General features: G+C 63.8%; 26 protein-coding genes and 1 riboswitch. Of the genes, 12 read left to right on the top strand and 14 right to left on the bottom strand.

What is annotated here, in order from left to right; translation table 11 throughout:
• The first annotated feature begins 203 nt into the window (after positions 1-203).
• Both CH285_RS17390 and CH285_RS17385 read left to right on the top strand, forming a co-directional pair.
• The gene (locus CH285_RS17390; protein ID WP_094643867.1) at positions 204-2,072 is read left to right on the top strand and encodes an HNH endonuclease signature motif containing protein; all 1,869 of its coding nucleotides are present in this window, start codon (positions 204-206) and stop codon (positions 2,070-2,072) included.
• 181 nt (positions 2,073-2,253) lie between these two features.
• Positions 2,254-2,592 carry a TfoX/Sxy family protein gene (locus CH285_RS17385; protein ID WP_032364963.1) on the top strand — a complete coding sequence of 113 codons (339 nt, stop codon included), beginning with the start codon at positions 2,254-2,256 and terminating at the stop codon, positions 2,590-2,592.
• Positions 2,593-2,654: 62 nt separating this feature from the next.
• Here CH285_RS17385 and CH285_RS17380 read toward each other — a convergent pair whose 3' ends face one another.
• The 4 genes from CH285_RS17380 to CH285_RS17365 form a co-directional block, all read right to left on the bottom strand.
• Positions 2,655-3,179, bottom strand: coding sequence for a GNAT family N-acetyltransferase (locus tag CH285_RS17380; protein WP_048316460.1), 525 nt, complete (start codon positions 3,177-3,179; stop codon positions 2,655-2,657).
• 68 nt (positions 3,180-3,247) lie between these two features.
• Positions 3,248-4,222: an ABC transporter substrate-binding protein gene (locus CH285_RS17375; protein WP_027494270.1), complete on the bottom strand. Its 975-nt coding sequence runs from the start codon at positions 4,220-4,222 to the stop codon at positions 3,248-3,250.
• A 42-nt stretch (positions 4,223-4,264) separates the two neighbouring features.
• Positions 4,265-5,062, bottom strand: coding sequence for an amino acid ABC transporter ATP-binding protein (locus CH285_RS17370; RefSeq protein WP_027494271.1), 798 nt, complete (start codon positions 5,060-5,062; stop codon positions 4,265-4,267).
• Entirely contained in the window at positions 5,059-5,919 is an 861-nt protein-coding gene (locus CH285_RS17365; RefSeq protein ID WP_371827907.1) for an amino acid ABC transporter permease, read from the bottom strand. The genes CH285_RS17370 and CH285_RS17365 overlap by 4 nt, the downstream gene beginning before the upstream one ends.
• A gap of 213 nt (positions 5,920-6,132) precedes the next feature.
• A riboswitch (SAM riboswitch) is annotated at positions 6,133-6,226 on the bottom strand.
• A 235-nt stretch (positions 6,227-6,461) separates the two neighbouring features.
• On the opposite strand from CH285_RS17365, the gene CH285_RS17360 reads away from it, so the two are divergent.
• From CH285_RS17360 to CH285_RS17340, 5 genes are all read left to right on the top strand, one after another.
• A complete protein-coding gene (locus tag CH285_RS17360; protein ID WP_141214977.1) occupies positions 6,462-7,661 on the top strand; it encodes a hypothetical protein in 1,200 nt (399 codons plus the stop codon).
• A 42-nt stretch (positions 7,662-7,703) separates the two neighbouring features.
• Complete coding sequence (locus CH285_RS17355) at positions 7,704-8,105, top strand: hypothetical protein (protein WP_032371473.1); 402 nt, start codon at positions 7,704-7,706, stop codon at positions 8,103-8,105.
• 100 nt (positions 8,106-8,205) lie between these two features.
• Entirely contained in the window at positions 8,206-8,547 is a 342-nt protein-coding gene (locus CH285_RS17350) for a WhiB family transcriptional regulator (protein WP_371828853.1), read from the top strand.
• Positions 8,548-8,637: 90 nt separating this feature from the next.
• Positions 8,638-9,396: an HAD-IIA family hydrolase gene (locus CH285_RS17345; protein WP_068053998.1), complete on the top strand. Its 759-nt coding sequence runs from the start codon at positions 8,638-8,640 to the stop codon at positions 9,394-9,396.
• Positions 9,396-10,469 carry an isochorismate synthase gene (locus tag CH285_RS17340; protein ID WP_032371474.1) on the top strand — a complete coding sequence of 358 codons (1,074 nt, stop codon included), beginning with the start codon at positions 9,396-9,398 and terminating at the stop codon, positions 10,467-10,469. The genes CH285_RS17345 and CH285_RS17340 overlap by 1 nt, the downstream gene beginning before the upstream one ends.
• A 5-nt stretch (positions 10,470-10,474) precedes the next feature.
• On the opposite strand, the gene CH285_RS17335 is transcribed toward CH285_RS17340, so the two are convergent.
• From CH285_RS17335 to CH285_RS17320, 4 genes are read right to left on the bottom strand one after another with little or no spacing between them, the layout of a single operon-like run.
• Positions 10,475-11,698: an O-succinylhomoserine sulfhydrylase gene (locus tag CH285_RS17335; protein WP_032364984.1), complete on the bottom strand. Its 1,224-nt coding sequence runs from the start codon at positions 11,696-11,698 to the stop codon at positions 10,475-10,477.
• Positions 11,695-12,108 (bottom strand): rhodanese-like domain-containing protein, encoded by a 414-nt coding sequence (locus CH285_RS17330; protein WP_032371475.1) that lies wholly within the window; start codon positions 12,106-12,108, stop codon positions 11,695-11,697. Before CH285_RS17330 ends, CH285_RS17335 begins: the two co-directional genes overlap by 4 nt.
• A gap of 45 nt (positions 12,109-12,153) precedes the next feature.
• The gene (locus CH285_RS17325) at positions 12,154-12,681 is read right to left on the bottom strand and encodes an Rv0361 family membrane protein (protein WP_032382213.1); all 528 of its coding nucleotides are present in this window, start codon (positions 12,679-12,681) and stop codon (positions 12,154-12,156) included.
• A 34-nt stretch (positions 12,682-12,715) separates the two neighbouring features.
• Positions 12,716-13,576: a TauD/TfdA dioxygenase family protein gene (locus tag CH285_RS17320; protein ID WP_032388982.1), complete on the bottom strand. Its 861-nt coding sequence runs from the start codon at positions 13,574-13,576 to the stop codon at positions 12,716-12,718.
• Positions 13,577-13,880: 304 nt separating this feature from the next.
• Between CH285_RS17320 and CH285_RS17315 the strand changes: the two genes are divergently transcribed.
• Positions 13,881-15,266 carry an FAD-dependent oxidoreductase gene (locus tag CH285_RS17315; protein WP_032371478.1) on the top strand — a complete coding sequence of 462 codons (1,386 nt, stop codon included), beginning with the start codon at positions 13,881-13,883 and terminating at the stop codon, positions 15,264-15,266.
• Positions 15,267-15,337: 71 nt separating this feature from the next.
• On the opposite strand, the gene CH285_RS17310 is transcribed toward CH285_RS17315, so the two are convergent.
• Positions 15,338-16,207 (bottom strand): SMP-30/gluconolactonase/LRE family protein, encoded by an 870-nt coding sequence (locus tag CH285_RS17310; RefSeq protein ID WP_230073381.1) that lies wholly within the window; start codon positions 16,205-16,207, stop codon positions 15,338-15,340.
• 55 nt (positions 16,208-16,262) lie between these two features.
• Here CH285_RS17310 and CH285_RS17305 point away from each other — a divergent pair, with 55 nt between their 5' ends.
• Positions 16,263-17,009 carry an amidohydrolase family protein gene (locus CH285_RS17305; protein ID WP_057472913.1) on the top strand — a complete coding sequence of 249 codons (747 nt, stop codon included), beginning with the start codon at positions 16,263-16,265 and terminating at the stop codon, positions 17,007-17,009.
• On the opposite strand, the gene CH285_RS17300 is transcribed toward CH285_RS17305, so the two are convergent.
• Positions 17,006-17,488: a DUF456 domain-containing protein gene (locus CH285_RS17300; protein WP_032371480.1), complete on the bottom strand. Its 483-nt coding sequence runs from the start codon at positions 17,486-17,488 to the stop codon at positions 17,006-17,008. The genes CH285_RS17305 and CH285_RS17300 overlap by 4 nt on opposite strands.
• 42 nt (positions 17,489-17,530) lie before the next feature.
• On the opposite strand from CH285_RS17300, the gene CH285_RS17295 reads away from it, so the two are divergent.
• Positions 17,531-18,226, top strand: a complete 696-nt coding sequence (locus CH285_RS17295) for a CPBP family intramembrane glutamic endopeptidase (protein WP_141214978.1) — start codon at positions 17,531-17,533, stop codon at positions 18,224-18,226.
• On the opposite strand, the gene purT is transcribed toward CH285_RS17295, so the two are convergent.
• Positions 18,223-19,419: a formate-dependent phosphoribosylglycinamide formyltransferase gene (gene purT / locus CH285_RS17290; protein ID WP_094643864.1), complete on the bottom strand. Its 1,197-nt coding sequence runs from the start codon at positions 19,417-19,419 to the stop codon at positions 18,223-18,225. The genes CH285_RS17295 and purT overlap by 4 nt on opposite strands.
• 95 nt (positions 19,420-19,514) lie before the next feature.
• On the opposite strand from purT, the gene CH285_RS17285 reads away from it, so the two are divergent.
• Entirely contained in the window at positions 19,515-20,591 is a 1,077-nt protein-coding gene (locus tag CH285_RS17285) for a CaiB/BaiF CoA transferase family protein (RefSeq protein WP_094643863.1), read from the top strand.
• 69 nt (positions 20,592-20,660) lie between these two features.
• Here CH285_RS17285 and yczR read toward each other — a convergent pair whose 3' ends face one another.
• Positions 20,661-22,142 carry a MocR-like transcription factor YczR gene (yczR, locus tag CH285_RS17280; protein WP_094643862.1) on the bottom strand — a complete coding sequence of 494 codons (1,482 nt, stop codon included), beginning with the start codon at positions 22,140-22,142 and terminating at the stop codon, positions 20,661-20,663.
• 90 nt (positions 22,143-22,232) lie between these two features.
• On the opposite strand from yczR, the gene CH285_RS17275 reads away from it, so the two are divergent.
• Entirely contained in the window at positions 22,233-22,757 is a 525-nt protein-coding gene (locus tag CH285_RS17275) for a methylated-DNA--[protein]-cysteine S-methyltransferase (RefSeq protein ID WP_094643861.1), read from the top strand.
• Between the two features lie 72 nt (positions 22,758-22,829).
• Here CH285_RS17275 and CH285_RS17270 read toward each other — a convergent pair whose 3' ends face one another.
• Both CH285_RS17270 and CH285_RS28445 read right to left on the bottom strand, forming a co-directional pair.
• Positions 22,830-23,174, bottom strand: a complete 345-nt coding sequence (locus CH285_RS17270) for an LGFP repeat-containing protein (RefSeq protein ID WP_255032283.1) — start codon at positions 23,172-23,174, stop codon at positions 22,830-22,832.
• 565 nt (positions 23,175-23,739) lie between these two features.
• Positions 23,740-25,284 (bottom strand): signal peptidase I, encoded by a 1,545-nt coding sequence (locus CH285_RS28445; protein ID WP_230593049.1) that lies wholly within the window; start codon positions 25,282-25,284, stop codon positions 23,740-23,742.
• Positions 25,285-25,454 lie beyond the last annotated feature (170 nt).

Here is a 25,454-nt window from a genome sequence, read left to right as displayed (position 1 = left end):
GTCCGCCTTGGGAGATATTGAACGCCGCCACCAGCATCTTCGCGACTCGTGGTTGTACAAAACCGACAACGTCACACTTTTGGTCCATATGTAAATTGGCCGCATAGTGCCGCGCTCCGACTCCAGCTGGGCCGCAGCGACAGCCAAATGATGCGGGAACGTACGTTCGAATACTTGTCGGTGGGTCGCGGTAGATTCTGTTCATGCTTTCGGGGGACGGCGGATCAGGGGTGGACGGCATCGAGACGGTGCCGCCTGCCCCTGCTGTGTTCGACCCTGTCTTGGCTGGGTTGGTCGAGGCGGTGGAGTCGGCGGTCGCCGAGTTGGCGGGGCAGGCGTCGGTGGCATGGTCGAATGCCGACCGGCGTGCGGTGATCCAACGCATGGAAGCGCTCACCAGATCGGTGACCGCCTACTCGCACACCTGGCTCAACGAACTGATCGCACAGCACGGCCTCGACGTGTATCCGGGGTCGGTGCCGTGCTCGGTGGCGTGGATGCTGCGGATCACCCCACGAACAGCCGGTGCGCGAGTACGTCTGGCCGCCGAACTGGGTGACCGCACCGCACTGTCCGGCGAACCGCTACCGCCTTTGTTGCCGCACACCGCTGCAGCGGTGCGGGCAGGGTTGCTCGATGCCCAGCATGTGCAGATGATCCGTGAATTCTTCCGGCACCTACCGTCGAGTGTGGATTCGCAAACCCGCGATCGCGCCGAACAGCAGTTGGTCGGTCTCGCCTCGACCCGACGGCCCGACGACTTCGCGCCACTGGTGGCGCACCTGGACTCGATCCTCGACCCCGACGGCGACTTCGACGAGAACGAAGACGAAGACAAGAACGCGAAGCCGAAGCCACGGAAACGGGATGCATTCTTCTACCTCGGTGAACAGGGTTCCGACGGCATGTCCGAAGGAAACTTCTGCGTCGATTCCGAACTACGCGCTTACCTCGAGGCCTTGTTCTCCAAAGCCGCGAAACCAGGAGTCAACAATCCTGCCGACCCGACGTCGGTCGTCCACGACGATGAAGCTGACAGCAAGTCCACTGCACAGCAGCCCGAGCCGACGTCCGAGCCGTCGTCCGGTGATGCCGGGTCGAGCGATGCAGGCCTGTGGGATGGGACGACCCGCAACGGGGACAGTGACTGCAGTGACGACGACTGCGGTGACGAGGACTGCTGCGAAGGCGACTGCGGCGAGTGCGACGGTGACGACTGTGGTTGCGGCACAGGGTCCAACGGCACAGCTGCAGCCAAGGACGCAGCGGCACCCAAGGACACCAACGACACCAACGACACCAACGACACCAACGACGATGCCGGCTCCGACAGCACTGCCGAACCCGGCGGCCAACCCGACGCCGACGCATCGGACACCGCTGCTCGCGACGCTGCCGCCGCACGGGATCTACGCACCCAGAACGAACGCCGCCACGACGCCCTGAAGATGGCGCTCCGTCACACCCTCGCCTCCGGCACCCTCGGCACCCACCGCGGGCTGCCCGTCACCGCCATCGTCACCATGAGCCTCAAAGACCTCGACGCAGGCTGCGGCTACGCCATGACCGCCACCGGATCCCGCGTCTCGATCCGCGACGCCATCCGCATGGCATCGCACGCCCACCACTACCTCACCATCTTCGACGACAACGGCAGAGCCCTCTACCTCGGCCGATCCAAACGCATCGCCTCCGCCGACCAACGCATCGTCCTCATCGCCCGCGACCGCGGCTGCAGCTTCCCCTCCTGCACCCGCCCCGCGACCTGGTGCCAGTCCCACCACCTCGACGACTGGGTCGAGGGCGGACCCACCGACATCGACTCCCTCACCTTCGGATGCGACATGCACCACGCACACGTCGGCACCGGACCCGGAAAGTGGGCCACCACCAAAACCACAGCAGGACATCGCTATCCGGGCAGAACCCTGTGGCACCCACCGACCGGAATGGACCCCACACGCCGCGGGCTGATCAACCACGCACACCACCCCGAAGAAGTCCTCTACCCACCCGACCACCACAGCGACACAGGCGACACAGGCGACGGAGAACCACGACAACCCGCATGACGACCCACACAAGCGTCAGGGCACAGCTCTGACTGTCGCACCACCCGGCCATCGACACAGCCCCGCCTCCGGCAGGATTGCAACGCTGACACACGAATCCCCCATTGCGTCGACCCACAGTTGCGCTCGACACGACCAGGGGGTTCCATCGATACAACCATCACAGGAGGAGTACGAGCGCATGGCGTACGACGAGCTTCTTGCGGACCGCATCCGCGACGCTCTCTGGGACCAGGAGAGTCTGCGTGAGCAGAAGATGTTCGGCGGTCTGGCGTTCATGGTGCGAGACAGAATGGTGGTGTGTGTCGGCACCGAAAACCGTGCCTTGCTTGTTCGTGTGGACGGGGTACGCGAACCCGAATACCTCCAGCTCGATGGGGCCCACCATGCCGTCATGGGCAAGGGGCGGTCGATGGGTGAAGGCTGGATCACCGTCGATGCAGAAGCGCTGACGAGCGAACAGGCACTGCAGTTCTGGGTCGGTGCAGCTCTGGAACACCACGCCGACACGTCGGGCTGACAAACATTGCTCGGCGACACCGCAGCCCACTCGGGCCGTAGTCGGGCATCACTGAACCGGGCTCATTCGAGACTCTTCTCGAAGGGGTGCGATCCGACTGTTCTGGACGGCAGACTTCGGTCGTAGAGCGGGGTGTATCCAGCTGCCAGGTACAGCGCAACGGCCTCGGGCTGATTCCAGCCGGTCGTCAGGTAGACCCTGCGATACCCGCGATCACGTGCGCTGCGTTCCAGCTCGGCCACGACGAGTCTGCCGAATCCCCTGCCGCGGTGCTCTTTCGATGTCCAAATACGTTTCAGCTCTGCGGTTTCCGAGTCGTATTTCCGGTACGCACCTCCGGCGACAGGAACGCCATCGGCCAAGGCAATTACCAACACACCACCCGGCGGTGCGAACTCCCGGGCGGGATAGGACTTCAGTTCCTCGTATTGGACACCGGGGCTCCGGCCGTACCGGGACGAATATTCGATCGCCAGTTCTTGCAGCAGGGGCGTCGCCAGCCGATCGTGCTGATCGACCTCGACGAAGTCCACGCGTCCTGGACCCGTGTCACCAGTGCGAATGTTGACATCGAACGTCGCGCTCATGTGCTTCCTGTCTCGATTAACTGTCGACCAGATCAGCTTCCCGGCCGACGTCAACTCTGCTCAGTTGTCTAACCTTCCTTGCGGGGTAGCCCGGGCGGGTTGATGACGGACTCGGTCACTGCCTCGGACTGCAGGCCCCAACGATCGATCACCTTCTGATAGCTGCCGTCCTCGATGGCGTGGTTCACTGCGTCCTGCACGGCGTCGATGAGCCCATTGTCCTTCTTGGTCAGTACTGCTATTTCACCCTGCAGCGCATCTCCGGCACCCGAGAACGTGCCGATGATCTTGGTTTCACCACCGGTTGCCGCGTGATAAACCGCGGACGGATTGGGTCCCAGGTACCCGTCGATACGGCCTGACCCGAGCGCCAGGTAGTAATCAGAGGTGTTCTGGTAATAAGCGATCTCGGCTGGAGCCAGACCCTCGGCTACGTTCTGCTCGTTCCAGTCGACCAGCAACTGCTCTTGGTTGGTACCGGAGCCGACACCGATCTTCTTGCCTGCGATGTCCTGACGCTTCTCGACTGTCCAATCGGTGTCCTTCTGCGCCTCGAAAGCGAGGTTGTCCAGTCGATAGGTCGCGAAGTCGTACTTTTCCTTGCGCTCCTCGGTGACGGTGACATTGGAGATGAACACGTCGTTCTCGCCGGAGTCGATCTTCACGAAGTTCTGCGACCAATCTGCGACCTGAAGATCGACGTCGAGACCGAGAATGTCGGCGATCAGGTACGAGAAGTCCACCTCGGACCCCACGATGGTGGTGTCGTCGGTCGCGTAGAAACGCAGCGGTGGCGCGGTACCGCCCGCCCCGGTGACGATCAGGGTGCCGCGATCGCGAATCGCTTGCGGCACTTCCGCTGCGATGTCGTCGACCTTCTGGGCGCGAACGCGGTCGGCCTGCTCGGGTGAAAGATCGAACGATCCGCCGTCCTCGGTGACGACCTGAGATTCGGCAGTGGGCTCGCTGCATGCTGTCGCAGTGAGTGCCAGGACAGCGAATGCCGACGCTACTACCGCGAGCCTACGAGATGATCCGGACATGACTTTCCCCGTTCGTGGGTGCAGGTGAAGCATGAGTGAGAGCTAGAGAACGTGAGCGAGGAACGACTTGGTGCGTTCCTCCTGGGGTGAATCGAGAAGCTCTGCAGGAGAGCCTTGTTCGACGATGACGCCGCCATCCATGAAGACGACGGTGTCGGCGATCTCGCGGGCGAACCCGACCTCGTGCGTGACGATCACCAGGGTGGCACCATCGCGTGCCAGGCCGCGGATGACCTCGAGAACCTCTCCCACCAATTCGGGGTCGAGCGCTGACGTCGGCTCGTCGAACAGAATGACAGTGGGACGCAGGGCAAGTGCACGCGCGATGGCGACCCGCTGCTGTTGTCCGCCGGAGAGTCGTCGCGGATAATCATGGGCTTTCGCGTGCACCCCGACTCGTTCGAGGAGAGCCAGCGCCTCGGGTTCGACGTCGGAACGCGTGCGCTTCTGCGCAGAGATCGGGGCTTCGATGACATTCTCGAGGACCGTCAGGTGAGGAAACAGATTGAAGTTCTGAAACACGAAACCGATCTGGGAACGCTGCCGCAGAATCTCCTTGTTGCTGAGTTCGTGCAGTTTGTTGCCTTTGCGCCGATATCCCACCAGATCACCGTCGATCCGGACGGTGCCCTGATCCACCTTCTCCAGATGGTTCAGAGCGCGCAGCAGGGTCGACTTGCCCGAACCCGAGGGGCCGAGAATCGCGGTCACCTCACCGGGACGTACGAGGAGGTCGACGCCTTTGAGCACCTCGAGCCCGCCGTAGGACTTGTGGACGCCGCGCACCTCGACCGCGTATCTCGTTGCGGCAGTGGATGTGGAGGCATCGAGAGTGGTCATCGGGTTGCCCCTCTCGGCGCGAAGGTGACGTTGGAGAGCTTGTGGCGAATCTGCTGGATCGGCGTCAGCGGAATGGTGCGTACCGCGCCCTTGGCGTAGTGCCGCTCGACGTAGAACTGCACGATCGACAGTACCGACGTCAGAATGATGTACCAGACGGTCGCGACCATGAGCAGCGGAACCACGCGCCCGTTGCGTCCGTATATGACCTGCACCTGATAGAACAATTCGGCGATAGCCATCACCGACACGATCGACGTGCCTTTGAACAGACTGATCACCTCGTTGGCCGCGTTGGGGAGAATCCCTCGCATCGCCTGCGGCAGAACGATCTTGAAGAACTCGCGCCTCTTCGGAATCCCCAGCGCTGCTGCAGCTTCGAGTTGCCCCTGGTCCACCGAGATGATGCCGGCCCGAACGATCTCGGCGGAGTAGGCCGCTTGGTGCAGGGCCAGCCCGATGATGGCCGCCGTCGATCCACTGATGACGTTGTTGACGTCGAACTGAAAGAAGCTGGGACCGAACGGAATTCCCAACGACAGAGTCTGGTACAGGTACGCAATATTGAACCAGAACAGAAGCTGCACGATCAACGGGATGGAACGGAAGGCCCAGATGTAGAACCAGGAAATAACCTGCAGCACAGGATTGTCGGACAGCCGGGCCACCGCCAGGCCGATACCGATGGCGAAACCGATCAGCGTTCCCCAGAAGGTGAGCTGGATGGTCAACCACAGCGCCGACATCACCGATGCTGCAGTGAAGTACTGCGCGAAGGTGCCCCAATCCCAGCCGGGGTTGGTGACGAAGCCGTGCAGGAACTGACCGACCACGATCAGCGTTGCGGCCGCGATCACCCAGCGCCACGGGTGCCACGTGCGTGCAACGACGAGTTGTTCGTCGGGAATGTCGTCCGTCGTGTCCACAACGGGACGAGAGTCGAGTTGAGTCACCGGAACCGCCGGGTCGGATGGGCAGCGATCATCGCTGGGTTGCCTTTCGAAGATTTCGTGCTGTGAGTACGCCGATCGGTCAAGCGTGCGTACAGATACAGATGTTCATCGGTCGTGCCTCCATCGGTCCTGGCGGTAGCACCCACACGCCGTAGGGCGGGGTTGCTGCGACGTCATCGAGCCAAGGTCTCTCGGTCGCTCTGGATGGTGACAGGAACGTACAGAACAATCTATCGAAAAGTCAAGTGCACGTGCGCATTCGGTTACAATCACTATGATTTCAACCCTTGCCACCGACGATGTTAGCCGAGTGTCAGCTGAATATGCCCCGGCACCGAGACGCCGGATGCGACGCGGGCCGCTAGATGTGAAGAACAGGTCTTCGGACCGGAACCGGGAGTTGCGCACTACTCGTGAGCCACTCGATCACCGATTAGGCTTGTCGTGTGCGACTCGACATACGGCGTAGTGGAGTGTGGATCGACGCCGTGGTCGTCGCTGCGATCGTCACCGCGGGCTGTGTGGCAGCCGGAATCACCCATGATTCGCAACCCGAGGTCGAGGACATACCGGGTTGTGACGTCGTTGTTCCCGACGGCGAGACGTTCTCCTTCTTGACCGGTTCCTACCCAGGCACGTACGACAACCCCGACTACCCGTGGCTGACGGCCGAGAAGGCGTCGGCGATGTCGGAGTCCTTGGTTCGCTCCTTGCCCGCAGACGTCGAAGTGCAGTTCGCGTCCCCCTCGAATTCACTGGTGTTCCAACCGATACAGATCTACTCGAAGAATGCCGAACTGTCGGGCGGCATGACCGTAGAGGACATCAGTGGGGACAGCACGGCATCCGGGGTTGTCGATCGTGCAGGAGTCGCTGCACCACTTCGGGTCTCGGCAGAGGCGTGGGACGATGCGATTCCGCCGTGCACCGAGGGATCGGTCGACGAACGGACCACGCTGCCCGACGGCACCGTCGTCGATGTGCTGGATGCGGTGTCCGAGTACGACGGGGTATCGACGCATCGACGCACAGCGACCGCATACTTCCCGGACACCACCGTCCACGCACGGACTTCGAACGAAGGAGCCGAGGCCGAACTCCCCCTCGAGGCCGACGAGCTCCGCGACATCGTCTCGAATCCCGAACTGCGGGTGAGCGCACGCGTCCCCGAAGGTACGAAACCAGCGCGAGCCGACTGTGGATCACCGCGCGAGTTCCCCGTTCCCCCACTCCCACGCGATGTGGTCGAGCGCATCGGATCGGCACTCCAGACGCAGTGGGAAACCACGTTTCCGAACACATCCACCGATGTTGCTGTGGGCGACCTGATGCCAGGTCGCTCGGGAAGCGGAAGCGCCTGCAATGCTGTCGTTCTCACCACCTCGCGCGGCACCGCACAGCTCAACGTCGAGATATCCCTCGAGGACAACAAGGATTGGCCCGAAAATCCGGACGCGGTGCGCAGTGTTATACCCGACGGCACCGTGGTGACCCGCAGGTCCGACCTGCGCACGATAGGGACGGAACCGACCGAGTGGCTCAGTGTGCTCAGACCGTCGAACACGGTGGTGCAGTTGCGTTTCGACGACACCATCGCAGTCGATTCGCTCGTCGAGCTCGCAACCGCCCCCGGGTTGGATCTGTAGAGGGTCGACGAACTCCACCACCCTCGTGCGAGAATTCGACCCATGCACGTGCGGAAAGCCAGGATCGGTGACGATGGCTTTCGAAAAACGCCGCGCTATCAGCAGCTGAACGCAGCGAGTGTCGTCTTTCTCGGTTCGCTGGTCGTGATCGGCACATTCCGAATGGCCGAGACGTCCGATTCGATACGTCTGGCCGCTCACAGCGCCATTCTCGTGGCGGTCGCGGCCGCGATTGTCCACGGGCTCAGGCGAACTGACCGGAAGCCGACGTGGCTGCTTCCCCGTATGACGCTTGTTCTGTTCGGTCTCGGCAGTCTCGTGTGTGTCGTCGCAGGCGACTATCTCCCTGCCGTGATCGCCGCGATCCAGGCTGTGATCCTTCCGCTGTTCATGCTGGACGACCGAGTGAACGCCCTGTATCAGTACACCCCCGACGTGTCCTGAACCGCGGTCTCGAATCACCCTGATTTCAACCATTGCCTCGCGCCTTCGACACGGCAAGGGTTCCTAGCGACAGCGTCGACGAAAGGACTGGGTCGCCACGATGCCGAACAACTCTGCCGCGTCGAAGAACACCGCAATCGCCATGATCGAACGCAGGATTTCCTCGTCTGCCGCCGAATCCTGGGACTGGCAGCTCGACGCACTGTGCCGGGGTCAGGACTCGGAGATCTTCTTCTCCCCCTCCGGTGAGGGGCGAACGGCGCGTCGCCAACGCGAGGATCGCGCCAAGCAGGTGTGCGCAGGCTGCGGGGTGCTCGACGCCTGCAAGCGGTTCGCGTTGGCAGCCAACGAACCGTTCGGAGTGTGGGGCGGCATGACGGCCCGCGAACGGCTGGTGCATCGGGCCAACTCGCGACGCGACCACGAGCGGCGAGCGAGTTAGGCCGCGTCGAGAAGATGGTCCGCAGGTCGCCGGATGGTCCACAATGGAGGGGTGACCGATATCCAGAAGCCCCTGCCGTGGACGTACCTGATGGACATGGACGGAGTTCTGGTCCACGAGGATCACCTGATCCCCGGTGCCGACACGTTCCTCGCCGAGCTGCAGGCCAACGAGATCCCGTTCATCGTGTTGACGAACAATTCGATCCGCACCCCACGTGACCTGCGCGCACGTCTCGCATTCACCGGCTTGGACATTCCCGAGAAGTCCATCTGGACCTCCGCTCTCGCCACCGCCACCTTCCTCGGCAATCAGCGGCCCGGCGGTAGCGCCTATGTCGTCGGCGAGTCGGGTCTGACCACCGCGCTGCACGACATCGGCTACACCCTCACCGACTCCAGCCCTGATTACGTGGTGCTCGGGGAGACCCGAACGTACTCGTTCGAGGCCATCACCACCGCCATTCGTCTCGTCGAGAAGGGTTCGCGCTTCATCGCCACCAACCCCGACGCGACCGGTCCGTCGCGCGAGGGTTCGCTGCCCGCGACCGGTTCGGTCGCCGCACTCATCACCAAGGCGACGGGCAAGGAGCCGTACTACGTGGGCAAGCCCAACGCGTTGATGATGCGTTCGGCTCTACGCGCCATCGGCGGGCACTCCGAGAACACGCTGATGATCGGCGACCGGATGGACACCGACGTGCTGTCCGGCCTGGAAGCCGGATTGCAGACCATTCTGGTGTTGACCGGCATTTCGACCGTACAGTCCGTCGAGCAGTACCCGTACCGTCCGACGAAAGTGCTCGATTCCGTCGCAGACCTGGTGGGCCGCACACAGAACCCGTTCTGATGAAACTCCGATTCGTTCTGTCTCGGCAGGATCATCATGTCGTCGGCTTGGGAGTGCAGCAACAGTTTCCGGACGTCGCCGACGCAGTCGCGGCGGTACAGCAAGGCCGAAACGTCGTCGGGGTATTGCCTTTCGACATGTCCGACGCCACCGCGCTGATCGAGCCGGCGGAGTTCTACCGACGCGCCGGTGCGTGGGCGGTACCGGATGCTCAGCCGCCGCTGCCGTCCGTCACCGTCGTACGCCAGATCCCCGAACCGGGCGTCCACGTCGAACGGGTACGTGAGGTCGTGCGGCGTGTGAAAGCCGGTGTCGCCGAGAAGATCGTGCTCGCACGAGCGATCGAATTGGCCGCAGAGTCGCCCATCGATCCGTCAGCGGTGTTGAGCGCGTTGGTGACTCGCGATCCGATGGGAAACGGCTTTTTCGCAGACCTCTCGCCCACAGACGAGCCCGGCAGACATCTCGTCGGCGCAAGCCCCGAACTGCTGGTGCGCAAACGCGGGAACGTCGTCAGCTGCCATCCCTTCGCCGGGACGGCCGCGCGCTCCACCGACCCCGACGAGGACGCGCGTATCTCGGCGGCACTGGCGGCCAGCGCGAAGGACCAGGCCGAGCATCGCTTCGTCGTCGACGAGATCAAGGCAGCACTGGCGCCGTTCTGCGAGACACTGGACGTACCCGCGACACCTCAGCTGAGCAGCACTCCGCAGCTGTGGCACCTGTCCACGCCGATCGTCGGTACGTTGGCCGACCCGTCGACGTCGGCCCTCGACCTCGCATTGGCGCTGCATCCCACCGCTGCCGTCGCCGGTGTTCCCCGCGCCGCCGCCATGCGAGCGATCACCGAGATCGAGGGATCCCGCGGCTTCTACGCCGGTGCGCTCGGATGGACCGACGGCAGCGGGGACGGTGAATGGATGGTCGCGATCCGGTGCATCGAACTCACCGCGGACGGCCTGTCCGGTACCGCCACAGCCGGCGGCGGCATCGTCGCCGACTCGGACCCCGACGCCGAGCTGGACGAAACCACGGCAAAGTTCAGAACGGTACTCAGCGTCTTCGAGAACTGACCCAGCTACTTCAACGCCTGGTCCAGATCCCCGATCAGGTCCTCGGTGTCTTCGAGACCGATGGAGATCCGCACGACGCCATCGGTGATGCCCACTGCGGCACGACCTTCCGGCCCCATCGCGCGGTGTGTGGTGGTGGCCGGGTGGGTGATGAGCGTCTTGGAATCGCCGAGGTTGTTCGAGATGTCCACGATCTTCAGGCCGTCGAGCAACTCGAAAGCACGCTGCTTGCCTGCGCCCTCGGGGGCATCGAGCTCGAACGTGACGACCGTGCCGCCGCCCGACATCTGCGACGTCGCCAGCTCGTACTGCGGATGTGATGGCAGGAACGGGTATTTGACCCACCGCACCGCCGAATGCCCTTCGAGGAACTCGGCGATCTGCAGCGCGGAGTTCACCGAATGCCGCACACGCACCGGCATTGTCTCGAGCCCCTTGAGCAAGGTCCAGGCGTTGAACGGGCTCAGGGCAGGTCCGGTGTGCCGCATCAACGTCTGTACCGGACCGTCGATGTACTCTTTCGATCCCAGGATCGCGCCGCCGAGCACCCGGCCCTGGCCGTCGATGTGCTTGGTACCGGAATACACCACCACGTCGGCACCGAGTTCGAGACTGCGCTGCAGCAGAGGCGTCGCGAACACGTTGTCCAACACCACCGTTGCGCCGGCGGCGTGCGCCATCTCGGACACCCGCCTGACATCGACGAGCGACTGCATCGGATTGGACGGGGTCTCGAAGAACACCGCGGTCGTCGGCACCGACAGCGCCTGCTCCCACTGCTCGAGGTCCTCGCCGTCGACGAAGACGGTCTCGACGCCCCAGCGCGGCAGAATCTCGTTGCACACCACGAAGCAGGAACCGAAAAGGCTACGCGCAGCGACCAATCGATCGCCGGCCTTCAACAGTGCGCCGAGCGCGGTGAACACTGCCGACATTCCACTCGACGTGCCGAAGCACGCCTCGGCACCCTCGATCAGCCGCAACCGCTCCTCGAACATCTTGACCGTCGGGTTGCCGTAGCGCGAGTACACGAAATGATCGATGTCACCGGTGAACGCCCGCTCGGCGGCACCGGCACTCTCGTAGACGAAACCCGAGGTGAGATACAGCGCTTCGGCGTTTTCATCGAAGCCCGATCGCATCAGACCGCCGCGAACTCCCAGCGTTCCCTGACCCACACCGTCGGGTAGCGGCTTCTGAAAACCCCCGCCTCTGGGAATGTTCGTCACGACTGCCTCCAGGGCAACCCGACCGCACGCCACCCCACGGCACCGCGGTGGCCGTCAGCATCGGTGGCACCTTCGAAACCGTCGAGCACGTTGTAGGACGGGCCGATTCCCGCAGCCGTGGCGGCCTCGGCCGCACCGATGGATCGCTGACCGGAGCGGCACAGGAACACCACCGGCCGATCGCCGTCCACGCCTGCGGCTTTCAGCTCGTCGACGAAGCCGGTGTTGCGAGCGCCGTCGGGGTAGCTCACCCACTCGATCAGGTGGGTCGGGCGATCGATGCCGGAGGTGTCGGGTACGCCGACGTACTGCCACTCGGCGTGCGTGCGGACGTCGACGAGAACGGCATCGGGGTTGCTCTGCAACAACTCCCACGCCGCCTGCGGGGTTATGTCACCTGCGTAGGTCACTGGATCAGCCTTCCGTCACTTGCTGTTACGACACACATACCGAGATCAGACATTGCACACCAACCAGGTGTCGTTCACCCGCACGAACTTCCATTTGTCGTCGGTCTGCGCTCCGGATTTCTCTTCCTTCAGCGGTACCGTGACGACGCCGCGGTCGCCGTTGACCTCGTACCCCGTGGGCACTCCGTCGATCGACGTCTCGCCGTTGCGTTCCACGTCGCCTGCGCGGTCGGTGCGGTACTGGGCGTCGTCGCCGGGAATCAGGCGCTCGACCTGATCGGCGCACGTGTTCGCACGCAGCAGATCCGCGTCACCGGTGTTCTGTGCTTCGAGGAAACCGTCGACGGCGTCGGTGAGCAACTGCGCCTGTGTCACGTTGTCCTCCGCGGGGGCGAACTTGGACGCCGCGAAGATGCCGACGAGCAGCACGACGACGATGCCCGCAGCGATGATGAAAGGCCACGCGGTGGGCGGACGCTGCTCACCGGAGTCGGCAGCCGCCTGGGATGCGTTGTTGCGCGCTTCCTCACGACTGTCGACCCACTGCTGCCTACGTTCACTCCACGACGCCATGTAGGCAATCTTCCTCGATCCGACGTGCCCGGAACTACCGGGGTCCGACGGGAATGTCGCCGCGCAACGTGATGCGGTGCATCTTGCGGTGCTCGGTGCCGTAATCGCGGTTGGCGTAGTGCGAGGTGCTGCGGTTGTCCCACAGCACCAGATCTCCCAGACGCCAACGGTGGCGCACGATGTGCTCGGGCTTGGTGAGGTGCGCGTACAGCAGATCCAGGATTCCGCGGCTCTCCGCCTCCGAGACGCCCACGATGTGGGCGGTGAAACCCGGATTGACGAACAGCCCCTTGCGGCCGGTTTCCGGATGCACCCGCACGACGGGATGTTCGACGGGGACCAGCGCGGTCACTTCCTTGCCGTCCCACACGTTGCCCTTACCGCCGCGCTTCTGCGCGAGGTAGTAGCCGAACTCACGGTTACCGTCGTGAATTGCGGTGAGCCCGTCGATCATTCGGCGAACCGGCGCGGACAGGGACTCGTAGGCGAGTTGACTGTCGGCCCAGTTGGTGTCGCCGCCGTGCGGAGGCAGTACGACGGGCCGCAGGATAGACCCCATCGGTGGGCGCTCCATGAATGTCACGTCGGTGTGCCACACGTCGGCGAAACCGTTGTCCTGGCTGTCGAGGGCATAGACCTCGGGGGCGACGTGACCACTGTCGTGCACGGGGTGCCCGGCGGTGAGGTCACCGAGTCGGCGGCCGAACTCGATGTGGCCTGCGTCGTCGATCGACTGACCTCGGAGCACGAGAACCTTGTGCTCGACGAGAGCTCGGCGGACGGCGTGGATCTGCGCATCGGAGGCCGACGCGACATCGAGACCGATGACTTCGGCACCGAACGACGGGCCGAGCTTGTCGAGAGTGAGCGAAACTGTCTGTTCCAGAGTGGTCATGTGTCCTCGAATCCGAGAGACAGCGGTGCGCCTACTGGTCGCGGCACGGCCGTCGAGGGAGGGATCCCGTCCCGACGACGTCGGGGAACAGGGATTGGGCGTCGGGTCAGGTCACCGACAACACATGTTGGTGCAGGTGCGACAGAAGTCGACGGTGAACCGTCGGACCAGGTATGTCGTCTGCACGGGTCAATTCCTACCGGAACCCGGGGAATACGGCAAGTTGCCCACTGCCCCAGCTCAGGTTGTCCTTAATTTATGCTGGGGTGTCCGCACTTCCCTCGAAGAAGGTAGCTCGCTGCACATGACTGATCAGACTCGTCCACTCCGCGTCGCCATCGTCGGTGCCGGACCGGCAGGCATCTACGCCGCCGACGCGCTCATGAAGTCCGACCACAATGTCAGCGGACCGGGCGTGAGCATCGACCTCTTCGAGCGGATGCCGGCCCCGTTCGGGCTCATTCGCTACGGCGTTGCCCCTGACCACCCACGCATCAAGGGCATCATCACCGCCCTGCACAAGGTGCTCGACAAGCCTCAGGTTCGCCTGCTCGGCAACATCGACTACGGCACCGACATCAACCTCGACGACCTGCGTCGCTTCTACGACGCCGTCATCTTCTCCACCGGAGCCAACGCGGACCGCGCACTGAACATCCCCGGCATCGACCTCGACGGCAGCTACGGTGCCGCCGACTTCGTCTCCTGGTACGACGGCCACCCCGACGTCCCCCGCACCTGGCCCCTCGAGGCCGAGAAGGTCGCCGTCCTCGGCGTCGGCAACGTCGCCCTCGACGTCGCACGCGTTCTCGCCAAGACCGGCGACGAACTGCTCCCCACCGAAATCCCCGCCAACGTCTACGAAGGCCTCAAGGCCAACAAGGCACTCGAGGTGCACGTCTTCGGACGTCGCGGCCCGGCTCAGGCCAAGTTCACCCCGCTCGAACTGCGCGAGCTCGACCACTCGCCCAACATCGAGGTCATCGTCGCCCCCGAGGACATCGACTACGACGAAGGCTCCGAGCAGGCTCGCCGCAGCTCCAAGCAGATCGACATGGTCGCCAACACCCTGCAGGACTGGGCCATCCGCGACGTCGGCGCTCGCCCGCACAAGCTGTTCCTGCACTTCTTCGAGTCCCCGCACGAGGTACTCGGCGAGGACGGCAAGGTCGTCGGTCTGCGTACCGAACGCACCGAACTCGACGGCACCGGCAACGTCCGCGGCACCGGAAAGTACAACGACTGGGACGTCCAGGCCGTCTACCGCGCCGTGGGCTACCTCAGCCAGAACATCAGCCAGCTCCCGTTCGACGAGCAGGCAGGCACCATCCCCAACGAGGCCGGACGCGTCGTCGAATCGCCGCACTCCACCACGCCCGTTCCCGCCACGTACGTCACCGGCTGGATCAAGCGCGGACCCGTCGGCCTCATCGGTCACACCAAGGGCGACGCCAACGAAACAGTCGCGAACCTGCTCGAGGATGCGCCGAGCTTCGCCGGTGCGGCCGAGCCGGACCTCGAGGCCGTCACCTCGTTCCTCGAAGGCAAGCAGGTTCCGTTCACCACCTGGGACGGCTGGTACCGCCTCGACGCCCACGAACGCTCCCTCGGCGAAGAAGAAGGCCGCGAGCGCGTCAAGGTCGTCGAGCGTGAGGACATGCTGAAGGCCTCCGAGCCCGACAAGGCATAGAGCGGCTGGCGCCGCATGTGAGTGGAAACGCGTAGCAGGCTACGAGTTTCCACTCACATGCGCGAAGCGCTCTACACCCGAACCGCCAGCAACTTTCCCTCGGTTTCGATCTTGCGCTGATGCTCGTTGAAATCCGGTGCAGCACAGACGAACAGCGTGCGACCGTCGGATCCGCCGAGTCCGCACGCAAACACTCCGAGATCGAAGTCGAGCTGCTCGAGAACCTCTCCGCCCGGCGCGACGTGCAACACGCGCTGACCGAGTGCGTCGGCGATCCACATCGTGCCGTCGGTGTCGATGCAACAGCCGTCGGCGGCCACCTTCACCTCACTCATGGCCGTTGCCATGTCCGTCGACGACGGCAGTTCACCGAACGTCGCCCAGTCACGCCGCTCCCCCAGCGATCCGTCCTCGGCGATATCGAACGCACTGACCCGGTTCCCGACCGTCTCGTCGACGAGCAGTTCACCGGAATCGGTGAACGCCATTCCGTTGGGGAAGTACAGGTCCGAGGCCACGACGTGCGCGGACCCGTCGGGATCGACGCGAATCAGATCGGCCGTCTCGACGGGAGCGAAATTCATCAGGTCGAATCCGAAGTTGCCGATGTACGCGCGTCCCTGCGCATCGACGAGCATGTCGTTGAGGTTCGCCGTGACGTACGTCGACAGATCGGCATGGACGGTCAGCGACCCGTCGTGCTCGCGCAGTAGCAGTTTGTAATCGCGCATCGAGACGATCAACAGCCGCCCGTCGGGTAACCAGCCCAGGCCCGACGGCTGATTGGGCACCTCGGCCTCGACTCGCACGTCGGAACCGTCCTCGAGGGCGGATACGACGCGATGGCTGTAGAAGTCCGATACCCAGATCCTCCCGTCGTGCCAGCGTGGACATTCGAAATACGTGTATCCGTCGAGAACGACGGTGGTCTCCGGTTTCATGTTTCGCATTCAAACACCGAGCCAGGTGGCCGCGACGGCGAATCGGCGAGCTGGCATGCTGGGACCCGTGTTCGACGCCCACCTACACATCATCGACCCTCGATTTCCGCTGATCGAGAACCAGGGATACACGCCGGATCCGTACACCGTCTCGAACTATCTCTACGACGTCGACGGGCTCGGGATCACCGGCGGTGCCGTGGTCACCGCATCGTTCCAGGGCACCGATCAGAGCTATCTGCTGGCCGCACTGGAGACGCTCGGACGCGGTTGGGTGGGGGTGGCCCAGCTCGATCCGGGGTGCACCGACGAAGAAATCGTCGCCCTCGACGAGGCTGGCGTGCGGGCGATGCGATTCAACCTCAAACGCGGTGAGACCGACGTCGAGATGCTCACCACGCAGGCCCGACGAGTGCACGAACTGGTGGGCTGGCACGCCGAGCTGTACGTCGACGCGTCGTTGCTGCTCTCGCTCGAGCCGATCCTCGCGAAACTACCGGCGGTGAGCATCGACCATCTGGGACTGTCGACGCAGGGACTTCCCTATCTGTTGAACCTCGTCGACCGCGGAGTACGCGTCAAGGCAACGGGATTCGGCCGCGTGGACCTCGACATCGTCGACACCCTTCAGCAGATCCACCGTGTGAACCCGGAGGCACTGCTGTTCGGCACCGATCTGCCCGGTACGCGAGCCCCACGGCCGTTCTCCGAGACCGACATCGACATCATCTCCGGGGCCGTCGGCGGCGACCTCCCCGCTGTGCTCGACGGTAACGCGCGGGCCTGGTATCGGGTCCCCTAGATCAGTACTGCTCCCCCGAGCCACACGGCCGAGGCGAGCAACGCGCCGAACAGTTCCACCAGAATCGACAGACCAGCCGCCTTCGTGGCGTGCACGGTCGATCGCCAGGCCTCGGAATGGTTGCGGTGCCTGGGTAGTTCGGCCACGTAGACGCCTGCGATGAAACCGATGAACAGGCCCACCACGGGAATGACGAAGAAGCCGACGATGCCGAGCAGGCCGCCGACGATCAGCGACCGCATCGGCACGCCGGCCTCGCGCATCCGGCGGCCCGGCCAGGTGTATTTCACGACGCCGCTCAGAACCAGCAGCACCGTCGCGATGCCGAACACCGTCCACGCGGCGGTGCCGCCGGTAACCCACGCCCACACCGCAACAGCCGCGAAGATCAAGATGGTGCCCGGCAGGACGGGCACGACGATGCCGACGAGGCCGACCAGAATCACCAGGCCGACCAGTATTTCTCCGAGAGCGCTCATGGTGGTCAAGTGTGCACGCCGATCGCCGGTAAGTTGACGCCTGTGCCCCGAACCGCGACTTTCGAACGTCCCGTTTCCGGCGGCGACGCCCTGCTGTCCATCGGCAGCCTGCTCATCGGGGCCATCGCTGTGGTGGCCGCGGTCGTGCTTCTCGTCGGTGTGTTCGACCTGAATTGGGTACTCGGCTACGCCATTCCGCTGGCGACGGCGGTGTTCGCAGTTGCCTTGTGGCAGTCGCTGAGTCGCCGCGGCTGGACGTGGAAGGATCTGCAGCTCACGTCGGGTCCACGCTCACTGTGGCACCTGCTGTGGGAAGTGCCCGTCGCGTGGATCGCCGCCATGAGCGTCGGCATTGCACTCGCCGGCGCTGTCGACATAGCTCCCGCCTCGGATGCCGGCGGAAGCGCGTCGACTCTCGACGCACTCGACGTGGGTGTGGTCGCCGGAACCCTCACCATCGCCTGCACTGTGCTGATCGCACCGGTACTCGAGGAAGTCCTCTTCCGTCGGGTGATCTTCGGGTGGTTCGACACCCGAACACGATGGCAGATCGCGGTTCTCGGATCCGCGGTGTGTTTCGGGGCCGTCCACGTGCTGCCCGCCATCGCGCTGATCATGGTCTGCATAGGCTCTGCTGCGGCCCTGCTGGTTCGACTGCACCGATCGTTGATTCCGGGCATCGCACTGCACACGATGAACAACGCCCTTGCTACCGCGGCGGTGGTGGCCTCAATCTAGACGGTCGGTCGAACCTTGCCTGCTGCCTCGCGGGCCCGAGCGCGAGCGGTCTCGATGTCCGACGCCGTCGACACCGCAACACCCATTCGCCGCCGGACGAAGCTGGCGGGCTTGCCGAACAGTCGAAGGTCGGTTTCGGGAACCGCGAGGGCATCGGCGACGCCTTCGAACGAGATTCCGTCCGCATCGACACCGCCGTAGATGACCGCCGACGCTCCCGGCGAGAGCAGCGTCGTGTCGATCGGTAGACCGAGAACGGCGCGGGCGTGCAGCTCGAACTCCGAGAACCGTTGCGTACGAAGCGTTACCAGGCCGGTATCGTGTGGCCGGGGGCTGACCTCGGAGAAGTACACGTTGTCGCCCTGCACGAACAGCTCCACGCCGAACAGTCCCCGACCACCGAGCGCCGTCGTGATTCTCTCGGCCACTTCGCGTGCCGACGCGAGTGCCGCGTCGGACATCGGTTGCGGCTGCCAGGATTCGATGTAGTCGCCCGACTCCTGCAGATGACCGATCGGCTCGCAGAACGAAGTCCCGTTTGTCGCGCGCACGGTGAGAAGTGTTATCTCGTAATCGAAATCGACGAATCCCTCGACGATGACGCGGCCGAGGTCGACTCGACCGCCCTTCAACGCGTAGTCCCACGCCGTCTCGACGTCGGCTTCGGTTCGTACCACCGACTGCCCCTTACCGGACGAGGACATCACCGGCTTGATGACAGCGGGGAAGCCGATGTGGGACAACGCTTGTCGGACCTCGTCCAACGAATCGGCGAACGCGTACGGCGAGGTCGGCAGACCGAGCTCCTCGGCCGCGAGCCGCCTGATTCCTTCGCGATTCATCGTCAATTGTGTTGCACGCGCGGTCGGAATGACCACGGAGCGTCCTTTGGACTCCACCTCGGCGAGCGCATCGGTGGCAATGGCTTCGATCTCCGGGACGACGAAGTCCGGCTGCTGGGCGTCGATCAGGGCCAGCAGCTCTTCGGGGTTGCTCATGTCGATCGTGTACGCGTGATGCGCCACCTGGTGCCCCGGGGCGTTGTCGTAACGGTCGACGGCAATCACCTCGACACCGAGGCGCTGGAACGCGATGATGACCTCTTTGCCCAGCTCACCTGCTCCGAGGAGCATGACCCGGGTGGCACCGGGGGTCAGTGGAGTACCGATGCGGACGGGATCTGGGGCAGTCACAGCCTTATTATCCACACCCACATCACTTGGACGCCCTAGTACACGTTAGTCTCCATTCACTATCGCAGCTGACGAGTCGGAACGAGGCAACAAACGTGGCTAACACTGGTGGACCGCTCGCAGGGCTCCGCGTCGTCGAACTCGCAGGGATCGGACCCGGCCCGCACGCCGCACTGCTGCTGGCCGACCTCGGCGCAGACGTCGTCCGCGTCCAGCGCGCCGGACAGGTCTCTCCACACGACCACCAGCTGCGCAGCCGCACCATCGTCGAAGCGAACCTCAAGGATCCCGCCGACATCGAGAAGGTCCTCGGCCTGATCGAACGCGCCGACGTCCTGATCGAAGGCTTTCGCCCCGGCGTCACCGAACGACTCGGACTCGGCCCCGACGACGCCCTCGCCCGAAACCCGCGCCTGGTCTACGGCCGCATGACGGGCTGGGGGCAGGAAGGCCCCTGGGCGCAGACCGCCGGCCACGACATCAACTACATCTCCGTCACAGGCGTCCTCAACGCTATCGGCCGCGACGGCGAACGACCGGTGCCACCGATGAACATGGTCGGCGACTTCGGCGGCGGATCGATGTTCCTCGTCTTCGGCATCATGGCGGCGCTCTACGAACGACAGAATTCGGGACAGGGACAGGTCGTCGACGCAGCCATGGTCGACGGCACCGCGGCACTGTCGCACATGATCTGGGCCTGGCGAGGCGTCGGAGCATGGAGCGACGACCGCGGCGTCAACCTGCTCGACACGGGCGCGCCGTTCTACGACACGTACGAGACGTCGGACGGCAAGTACATGGCGGTCGGGTCCCTCGAACCGCAGTTCTACGCCCAGCTCGTGACCGGTCTCGGTCTGTCCGATGCAGACCTACCGTCACAGATGGACAAGTCGCGCTGGCCGGAACTGCGCGAGACGTTCACCGCGACATTCCTGACCAAGACCCGCGACGAATGGGCCGCAATCTTCGACGGCACCGACGCCTGCGTCTCCCCCGTCCTCACCTTCGCCGAGGCTCCGAACCACCCACACATGAAGGACCGAGACTCGCTCATCGACATCGGTGGCGTGACGCAGCACCGTCCGGCACCGCGGTTCTCCCGCACCGAAAACGGCGTCCCGACGCCACCGCCCGCCACGGCGACCGACATCGCATCCGTCTGGGCGTAATTCTTTGCGCCGAACTCGAAGTTATGGACGCTTTACGGCTGATTCTCGTCCATAACTTCGAGCTCGCGGTCAGAACACCAGGGCCGGCTGTTCGGATTCGACGCTCGGTGCCAAGGCTCGGTACGCCGCGGCAGTGGCCGCAACCGCAGCCCGAAGCTCCTGCGGCTCACGGGTGTACGGCAGCCGAAGGTAACGCTCGAATGCACCCTCGACTCCGAACCGTGGACCTGCGGCCAATACTGCCCCGAACGCAGGCGCAGTAGCGGCGAGCGCACTCGACACCGGAGCGGGGAGCTGAAGCCACAGCGACATCCCGCCCTCCGAGCGCCGGTATTTCCACTCCGGAACATGTTCGGCCAGAGCATCTTCGAGCACATCTCGACGCTCCCGCAGTTGGGATCGACGGACCTCCAGCGCGGGTTCGGCGTCCTGCAGCAGGAACGACGACGCCAGTTGATCGACGATCGAGGTACCGAGGTCGTGTGCTGCTCGCGAGCCGGCGAGCTGCGACACGAGCGATGGATGCGCTCTGATCCATCCGATGCGCAGACCGCCCCAGAACGACTTCGACGCCGACCCGATCGTCACGATGTCCGATCCCGACACCCGCCCGAACGACGCGACCGGTTGCGGTGGTGGCGCATCGAGCCACAGGTCCACCATGGTTTCGTCGACGATGAGCGTCATTCGGGTGTCTCGGGTGATGCGCGCGAGCTCGGCGCGCCCCTCCGCGTCGAGCACCTGCCCGGTGGGGTTGTGGAAGTCGGGAATCAAGTACGCCACCTTCGCGGCGGTTTGCCTTGCCGCACTGCGGATCCCGTCGAGATCCCAATCTCCTTCGACGGGACGGACCGGCACCGGCACCGGCCGGGCACCGACACGCCTGATGGCCTCGAGTGCATTGGGATACGTCGGGTGATCGATCAGGACGCGATCACCGGGCGCGGTCAACGTGCCCAGTAGCAACCGAACTGCTTGCTGCGCACCCGAAGTCACCATGATCTGATCGGCGGTGGTGAACAACCCACGTTCGACGAAGCGCTGCGCGATGGCCTCCCGCAACACTGCGAGTCCGATGGGCTCCATACCGTGAGTGGGCAGATACGTCGGAAGTGCTTGCAGCGCAGACTCGTACGCTGCCGTCATGGTTCCGTCGGCCGCCGACATGGCCGCATGACTCATGTCCACCACCGGACCCGACGGCGACGTCGACTGAATCAACATGCCGTTAGGGGTCGGCGCAGCAGGCAACGCCACGGTGCTGCGCGATCCCTGCTTGCTGATGAGATAGCCCTCGTCGCGCAGCACCGAATACGACGAGGTGATCGTGGTGCGACTCAGGTCGAGAGCAGCCGACAGATCGCGTTCACTCGGCAACCCGACACCCAACGGGATGCGGCCGTCGTGAATGAGCAGTCGAACCCCGTCTGCGAGAGCCCTGTACGTGGGACGGGAGGCCTTGCGCCTGCCGGATCCATCGGCCGACGCGTCGCCGCGCCAGCTTCCGAGATCTCGTGCCAGTGACGTTGCATTGAGCACTCTGGAGGCCATACAGCCCATATTCACCCACTGGCATCGAACTTTCAAGTCCATTGGGCGTTCGACTGGACTGCCTGTCGACGTCCGGTGGATACTCGATCCATGCCGAGCAGCACCCTCTTCGACACGGCCATCGGGCGATGCGGTCTTGCCTGGAGCGCGGACGGCGTGATGGCCGTGGCACTACCCGAGCCGTCGGACGAGGCGATGCTCGATTACCTGGCCGGCTTCGCCGCAACCAGAGGTCCGGTCGACGCTCTCGCCGCGGACGCGATCGACCGAATCGTCGCGCTACTCGCCGGCCGAACCGTGGACATGAGCCCGATCCCGTTGGTGCTCCAGGTGTCGGCGTTCGACGCCTCGGTCTACACCGCGTGCAGCGCGATCCCCAGGGGCGCGACGCTGACGTACGGAGACATCGCGCGTCGACTCGGGGTGCCGGGCGCGGCCCAGGCGGTGGGCGGGGCACTGGGCCGAAACCCGGTACCGATAATCGTTCCGTGTCATCGCGTGCTGGGCGCGGGCCGAGAGGTAGGCGGCTTCTCCGCTCCCGGCGGGGCGAATACGAAACAACGAATTCTCGGCATCGAAGGCGTCACCGGATTCGACGAGCCGACGCTGTTCTGAATTCATCGGTAATCGCTAAAGATACTTCTCGACCAGATAAATAGACTAAAAACAGGACTGAAGTTGGCTTTGTCAGCCAATTATGCCGACCGAAGACATCGAGGCGTCGACAACGGAAACCGTCGCGGCGTCGGGACCCGGACTGACATCAGAATCCTCTTCTCTACCGCCGATGGTGAATGCGCCCGTATCCGGAAGCCAGCCGATCGCTCCGCGCTGAAACAGGTTGTAGCGTCCGGAACCGGTGGGCGTCGGGCGCTCGTTGCTGATCGGATAGCCAAGTGCGCCATAGGGTCCGCCGTGCGAGAGGTACCACTCCAGAATGGGTCCGTGTACTTCGTGCGCACCACCCTCGGGGAGGGCGAACACCATCGCGTGGGTGAACTCCAACATGCCGCCCCCTTGCGGACCGAGCATGAATTCGCCAGTCTGCGCCCCGATCCACGAGTGTTCGTAAGCAAACCGATCGAATTGGTAGCTGAAAACTTCCAAGCCATTGTAATTTTCAGTCATCGACCGGCCCTCCGTCGCTTTACTTGGCCTCGATTATCCACCCGATTCGTAGACGCGCACTTCGATTCCGAGATATATGTGGCGTCTCCGCTATTGCAGAAGGGCGAGAATCTCGGCGGGGACGTCATCCGTCGCTGCGGGGTCGACCACCGTTCGAGACCACGCGCAGTCGACATCGACTCGCGCCTTCGGCCGGTCTACGTACACGCCGAACGAGGCGCGCCTCCTACGATCGCTCCAAATCGCGGGTAAGCAGGTCCTCCGCAATGGACCTCCGGTCATACGCGATCATCGAGACCTTGCTGTCGCGTCTGACCGACGGACCTTTCGCGCACATGCCCTCGGCATCATGAGGCGCGGACTCGGCGTAGGTACAGCGGAGCGATCAGCACCACCTGCAACCCGCCGCCGGAACCGTGGTAAGAGGCCGGCACACGAAGCCCAGCGGGATGACGTCGGTGGATCGGGGCTAAAGCAACGCGGCGATGTCCGACGGTAAGTCAGCGGTCGATTTCGTACTCGAAACAAACGTGCCATCACCTGACGGAGCCAACTGCACCGGAGCAGATTTCTCCGAGAGGATGTACAAGCTGCCGTTGGAGGACCACACTGCCCCTGTGCCGTAACGCTCACTCGACGACACTGGGTATTCGTACACGATCACCTCCGCGGGATCGGTTATTGCCAGCACACCTTGTGCGACACTCGCTGTGTACTCACCCGAGGATTTCGGCGAACCGGGTGAGACAAATGCGCTTGCTGGAGGGGCTGGCGGAAGCGCCGACGTCTCAGGGACGGCAGGTCCGGGCTCGACTGGTTCAGGGACAATCGGTGCGGGAACGACCGGTTCGGTGGGGACGGTCGGTGCCGACGTCGTCGTCATTGGTGGCACTTCCGTAGCTTTCGGAGGCGCAACCGTCGTGGTCGGTGTCGTGGTCGCTGTCGTGGTCGATGCCGCGATCTCGGGCGCGGTCGTGTTAGCCACCGAACTATCGATCGTCGGCGACGGTATCGGCACAGCTTGCCTGCTAGCCGACGCGGTGGCGCTGCCGTTGCAATTCACACCTAGAAAAGAGGTGATTGTCTGGGTCTGTTTCCCGGGCGAGACCCACTGCCCAGCAGTCGATCGAACGTCTGCATACGAAGTTCCGCCCAACAATGCCCCGAGAAGTCCGGAAGTCACCACCGCGGTGGCGCTACCGGTCTGCGGCACCGTGAAAGCCATCGGGGCCGTGGAAGTTGTACCTGCAGCATTCCGAACTACCACCTGAAACCCGGTGACCGGAGCCACGGGACGGCCGATGGTCAAAGTCACCGATCCTGCCAACGCCCCACCGCCCGAGCACACCAGTCCTGTCGGGTTGGGTAAGGTACCAGCTGCTAGCGGCCCCGGCCGAACAGTCGCAGTGTCCGATAGAGCAGCCTCAGTCACGTCAGGATGCGCATACCCCATTCCCAGAGCGGTCGCACCAGCAGCTACAAGTGCAATCCCGGTGGACAAGGAGTGCCTGCCGCTCGGCGTACGTGGCGCACTCGGCTCCGGACGCCATGCGACATACAATAAGAATGCTGCAAGTCCAGCGCCGAGCACCCAGGCGAACGGCGTGGTGGTCCACGTTGCTACATAGCCGCCAAAAGGCACATGCGCGAAAACTCGATCGGCTTCGGTAATTGCATAACTGTCGGCATCGACGTCCGCATTTGCGTCGCCTTTGAGGAGGACCGACACAGAGTTTCCGGTAGAACCCTGAATCTTGTTAACTCGGTGCGTAATACGCGATCCATCCGTACGGTTGATGCTCACGATATCGCCGACCGTCAGCGACGACGCCGGTACGGTACGCGCCAAGGCCAAAGATCCCGTATCAATCGCGGGGCTCATCGAGCCGGAACGGAATATCAGCGGTGTGATGCCGAAGAAGACAGCGCACACAGCGAAGACGAAGCAAATAACGCCTAAGAGCGCACCGATATTGAGCGCGGATTCCTTCATCATTTGTCTCGACTTGGCCATCAAGCCCCCGTCGCAGTAAAGAGAAGGCTGACGTTCCCCGTCGAGCTCTGCGCGCTAGCAGGGGCATCCGGCGACAGTCGCAGACTTACGCACAGAACTTGAACTCCGCTTGTGGCGGCCAGGGGTGCTGCCACAGGAGCAATCTGTAGATTCGCGGGCAAAGGAGCGAG

The organism is Rhodococcus sp. 05-2256-B1 (assembly GCF_002258465.1).
Lineage (GTDB): Bacteria > Actinomycetota > Actinomycetes > Mycobacteriales > Mycobacteriaceae > Rhodococcoides > Rhodococcoides fascians.
Note: the sequence above shows the minus strand (reverse complement) of the source record. Positions and strands in the feature narration are given on the sequence as shown.

Coding starts and splice junctions, on each gene's coding strand:
- CH285_RS17325 (WP_032382213.1), bottom strand. CDS start 12,681: ATGGCGTCGTGGAGTGAACGTAGGCAGCAGTGGGTCGACAGTCGTGAG.
- CH285_RS17350 (WP_371828853.1), top strand. CDS start 8,206: ATGCCGAACAACTCTGCCGCGTCGAAGAACACCGCAATCGCCATGATC.
- CH285_RS17355 (WP_032371473.1), top strand. CDS start 7,704: ATGCACGTGCGGAAAGCCAGGATCGGTGACGATGGCTTTCGAAAAACG.
- CH285_RS17270 (WP_255032283.1), bottom strand. CDS start 23,174: ATGCTCGGTCCGCAAGGGGGCGGCATGTTGGAGTTCACCCACGCGATG.
- CH285_RS17370 (WP_027494271.1), bottom strand. CDS start 5,062: ATGACCACTCTCGATGCCTCCACATCCACTGCCGCAACGAGATACGCG.
- CH285_RS17390 (WP_094643867.1), top strand. CDS start 204: ATGCTTTCGGGGGACGGCGGATCAGGGGTGGACGGCATCGAGACGGTG.
- CH285_RS17310 (WP_230073381.1), bottom strand. CDS start 16,207: ATGAAACCGGAGACCACCGTCGTTCTCGACGGATACACGTATTTCGAA.
- CH285_RS17305 (WP_057472913.1), top strand. CDS start 16,263: ATGCTGGGACCCGTGTTCGACGCCCACCTACACATCATCGACCCTCGA.
- CH285_RS17320 (WP_032388982.1), bottom strand. CDS start 13,576: ATGACCACTCTGGAACAGACAGTTTCGCTCACTCTCGACAAGCTCGGC.
- CH285_RS17300 (WP_032371480.1), bottom strand. CDS start 17,488: ATGAGCGCTCTCGGAGAAATACTGGTCGGCCTGGTGATTCTGGTCGGC.
- CH285_RS17275 (WP_094643861.1), top strand. CDS start 22,233: ATGCCGAGCAGCACCCTCTTCGACACGGCCATCGGGCGATGCGGTCTT.
- CH285_RS17375 (WP_027494270.1), bottom strand. CDS start 4,222: ATGTCCGGATCATCTCGTAGGCTCGCGGTAGTAGCGTCGGCATTCGCT.
- CH285_RS17380 (WP_048316460.1), bottom strand. CDS start 3,179: ATGAGCGCGACGTTCGATGTCAACATTCGCACTGGTGACACGGGTCCA.
- CH285_RS17340 (WP_032371474.1), top strand. CDS start 9,396: ATGAAACTCCGATTCGTTCTGTCTCGGCAGGATCATCATGTCGTCGGC.
- CH285_RS17345 (WP_068053998.1), top strand. CDS start 8,638: ATGGACATGGACGGAGTTCTGGTCCACGAGGATCACCTGATCCCCGGT.
- yczR (WP_094643862.1), bottom strand. CDS start 22,142: ATGGCCTCCAGAGTGCTCAATGCAACGTCACTGGCACGAGATCTCGGA.
- CH285_RS17385 (WP_032364963.1), top strand. CDS start 2,254: ATGGCGTACGACGAGCTTCTTGCGGACCGCATCCGCGACGCTCTCTGG.
- CH285_RS28445 (WP_230593049.1), bottom strand. CDS start 25,284: ATGGCCAAGTCGAGACAAATGATGAAGGAATCCGCGCTCAATATCGGT.
- CH285_RS17315 (WP_032371478.1), top strand. CDS start 13,881: ATGACTGATCAGACTCGTCCACTCCGCGTCGCCATCGTCGGTGCCGGA.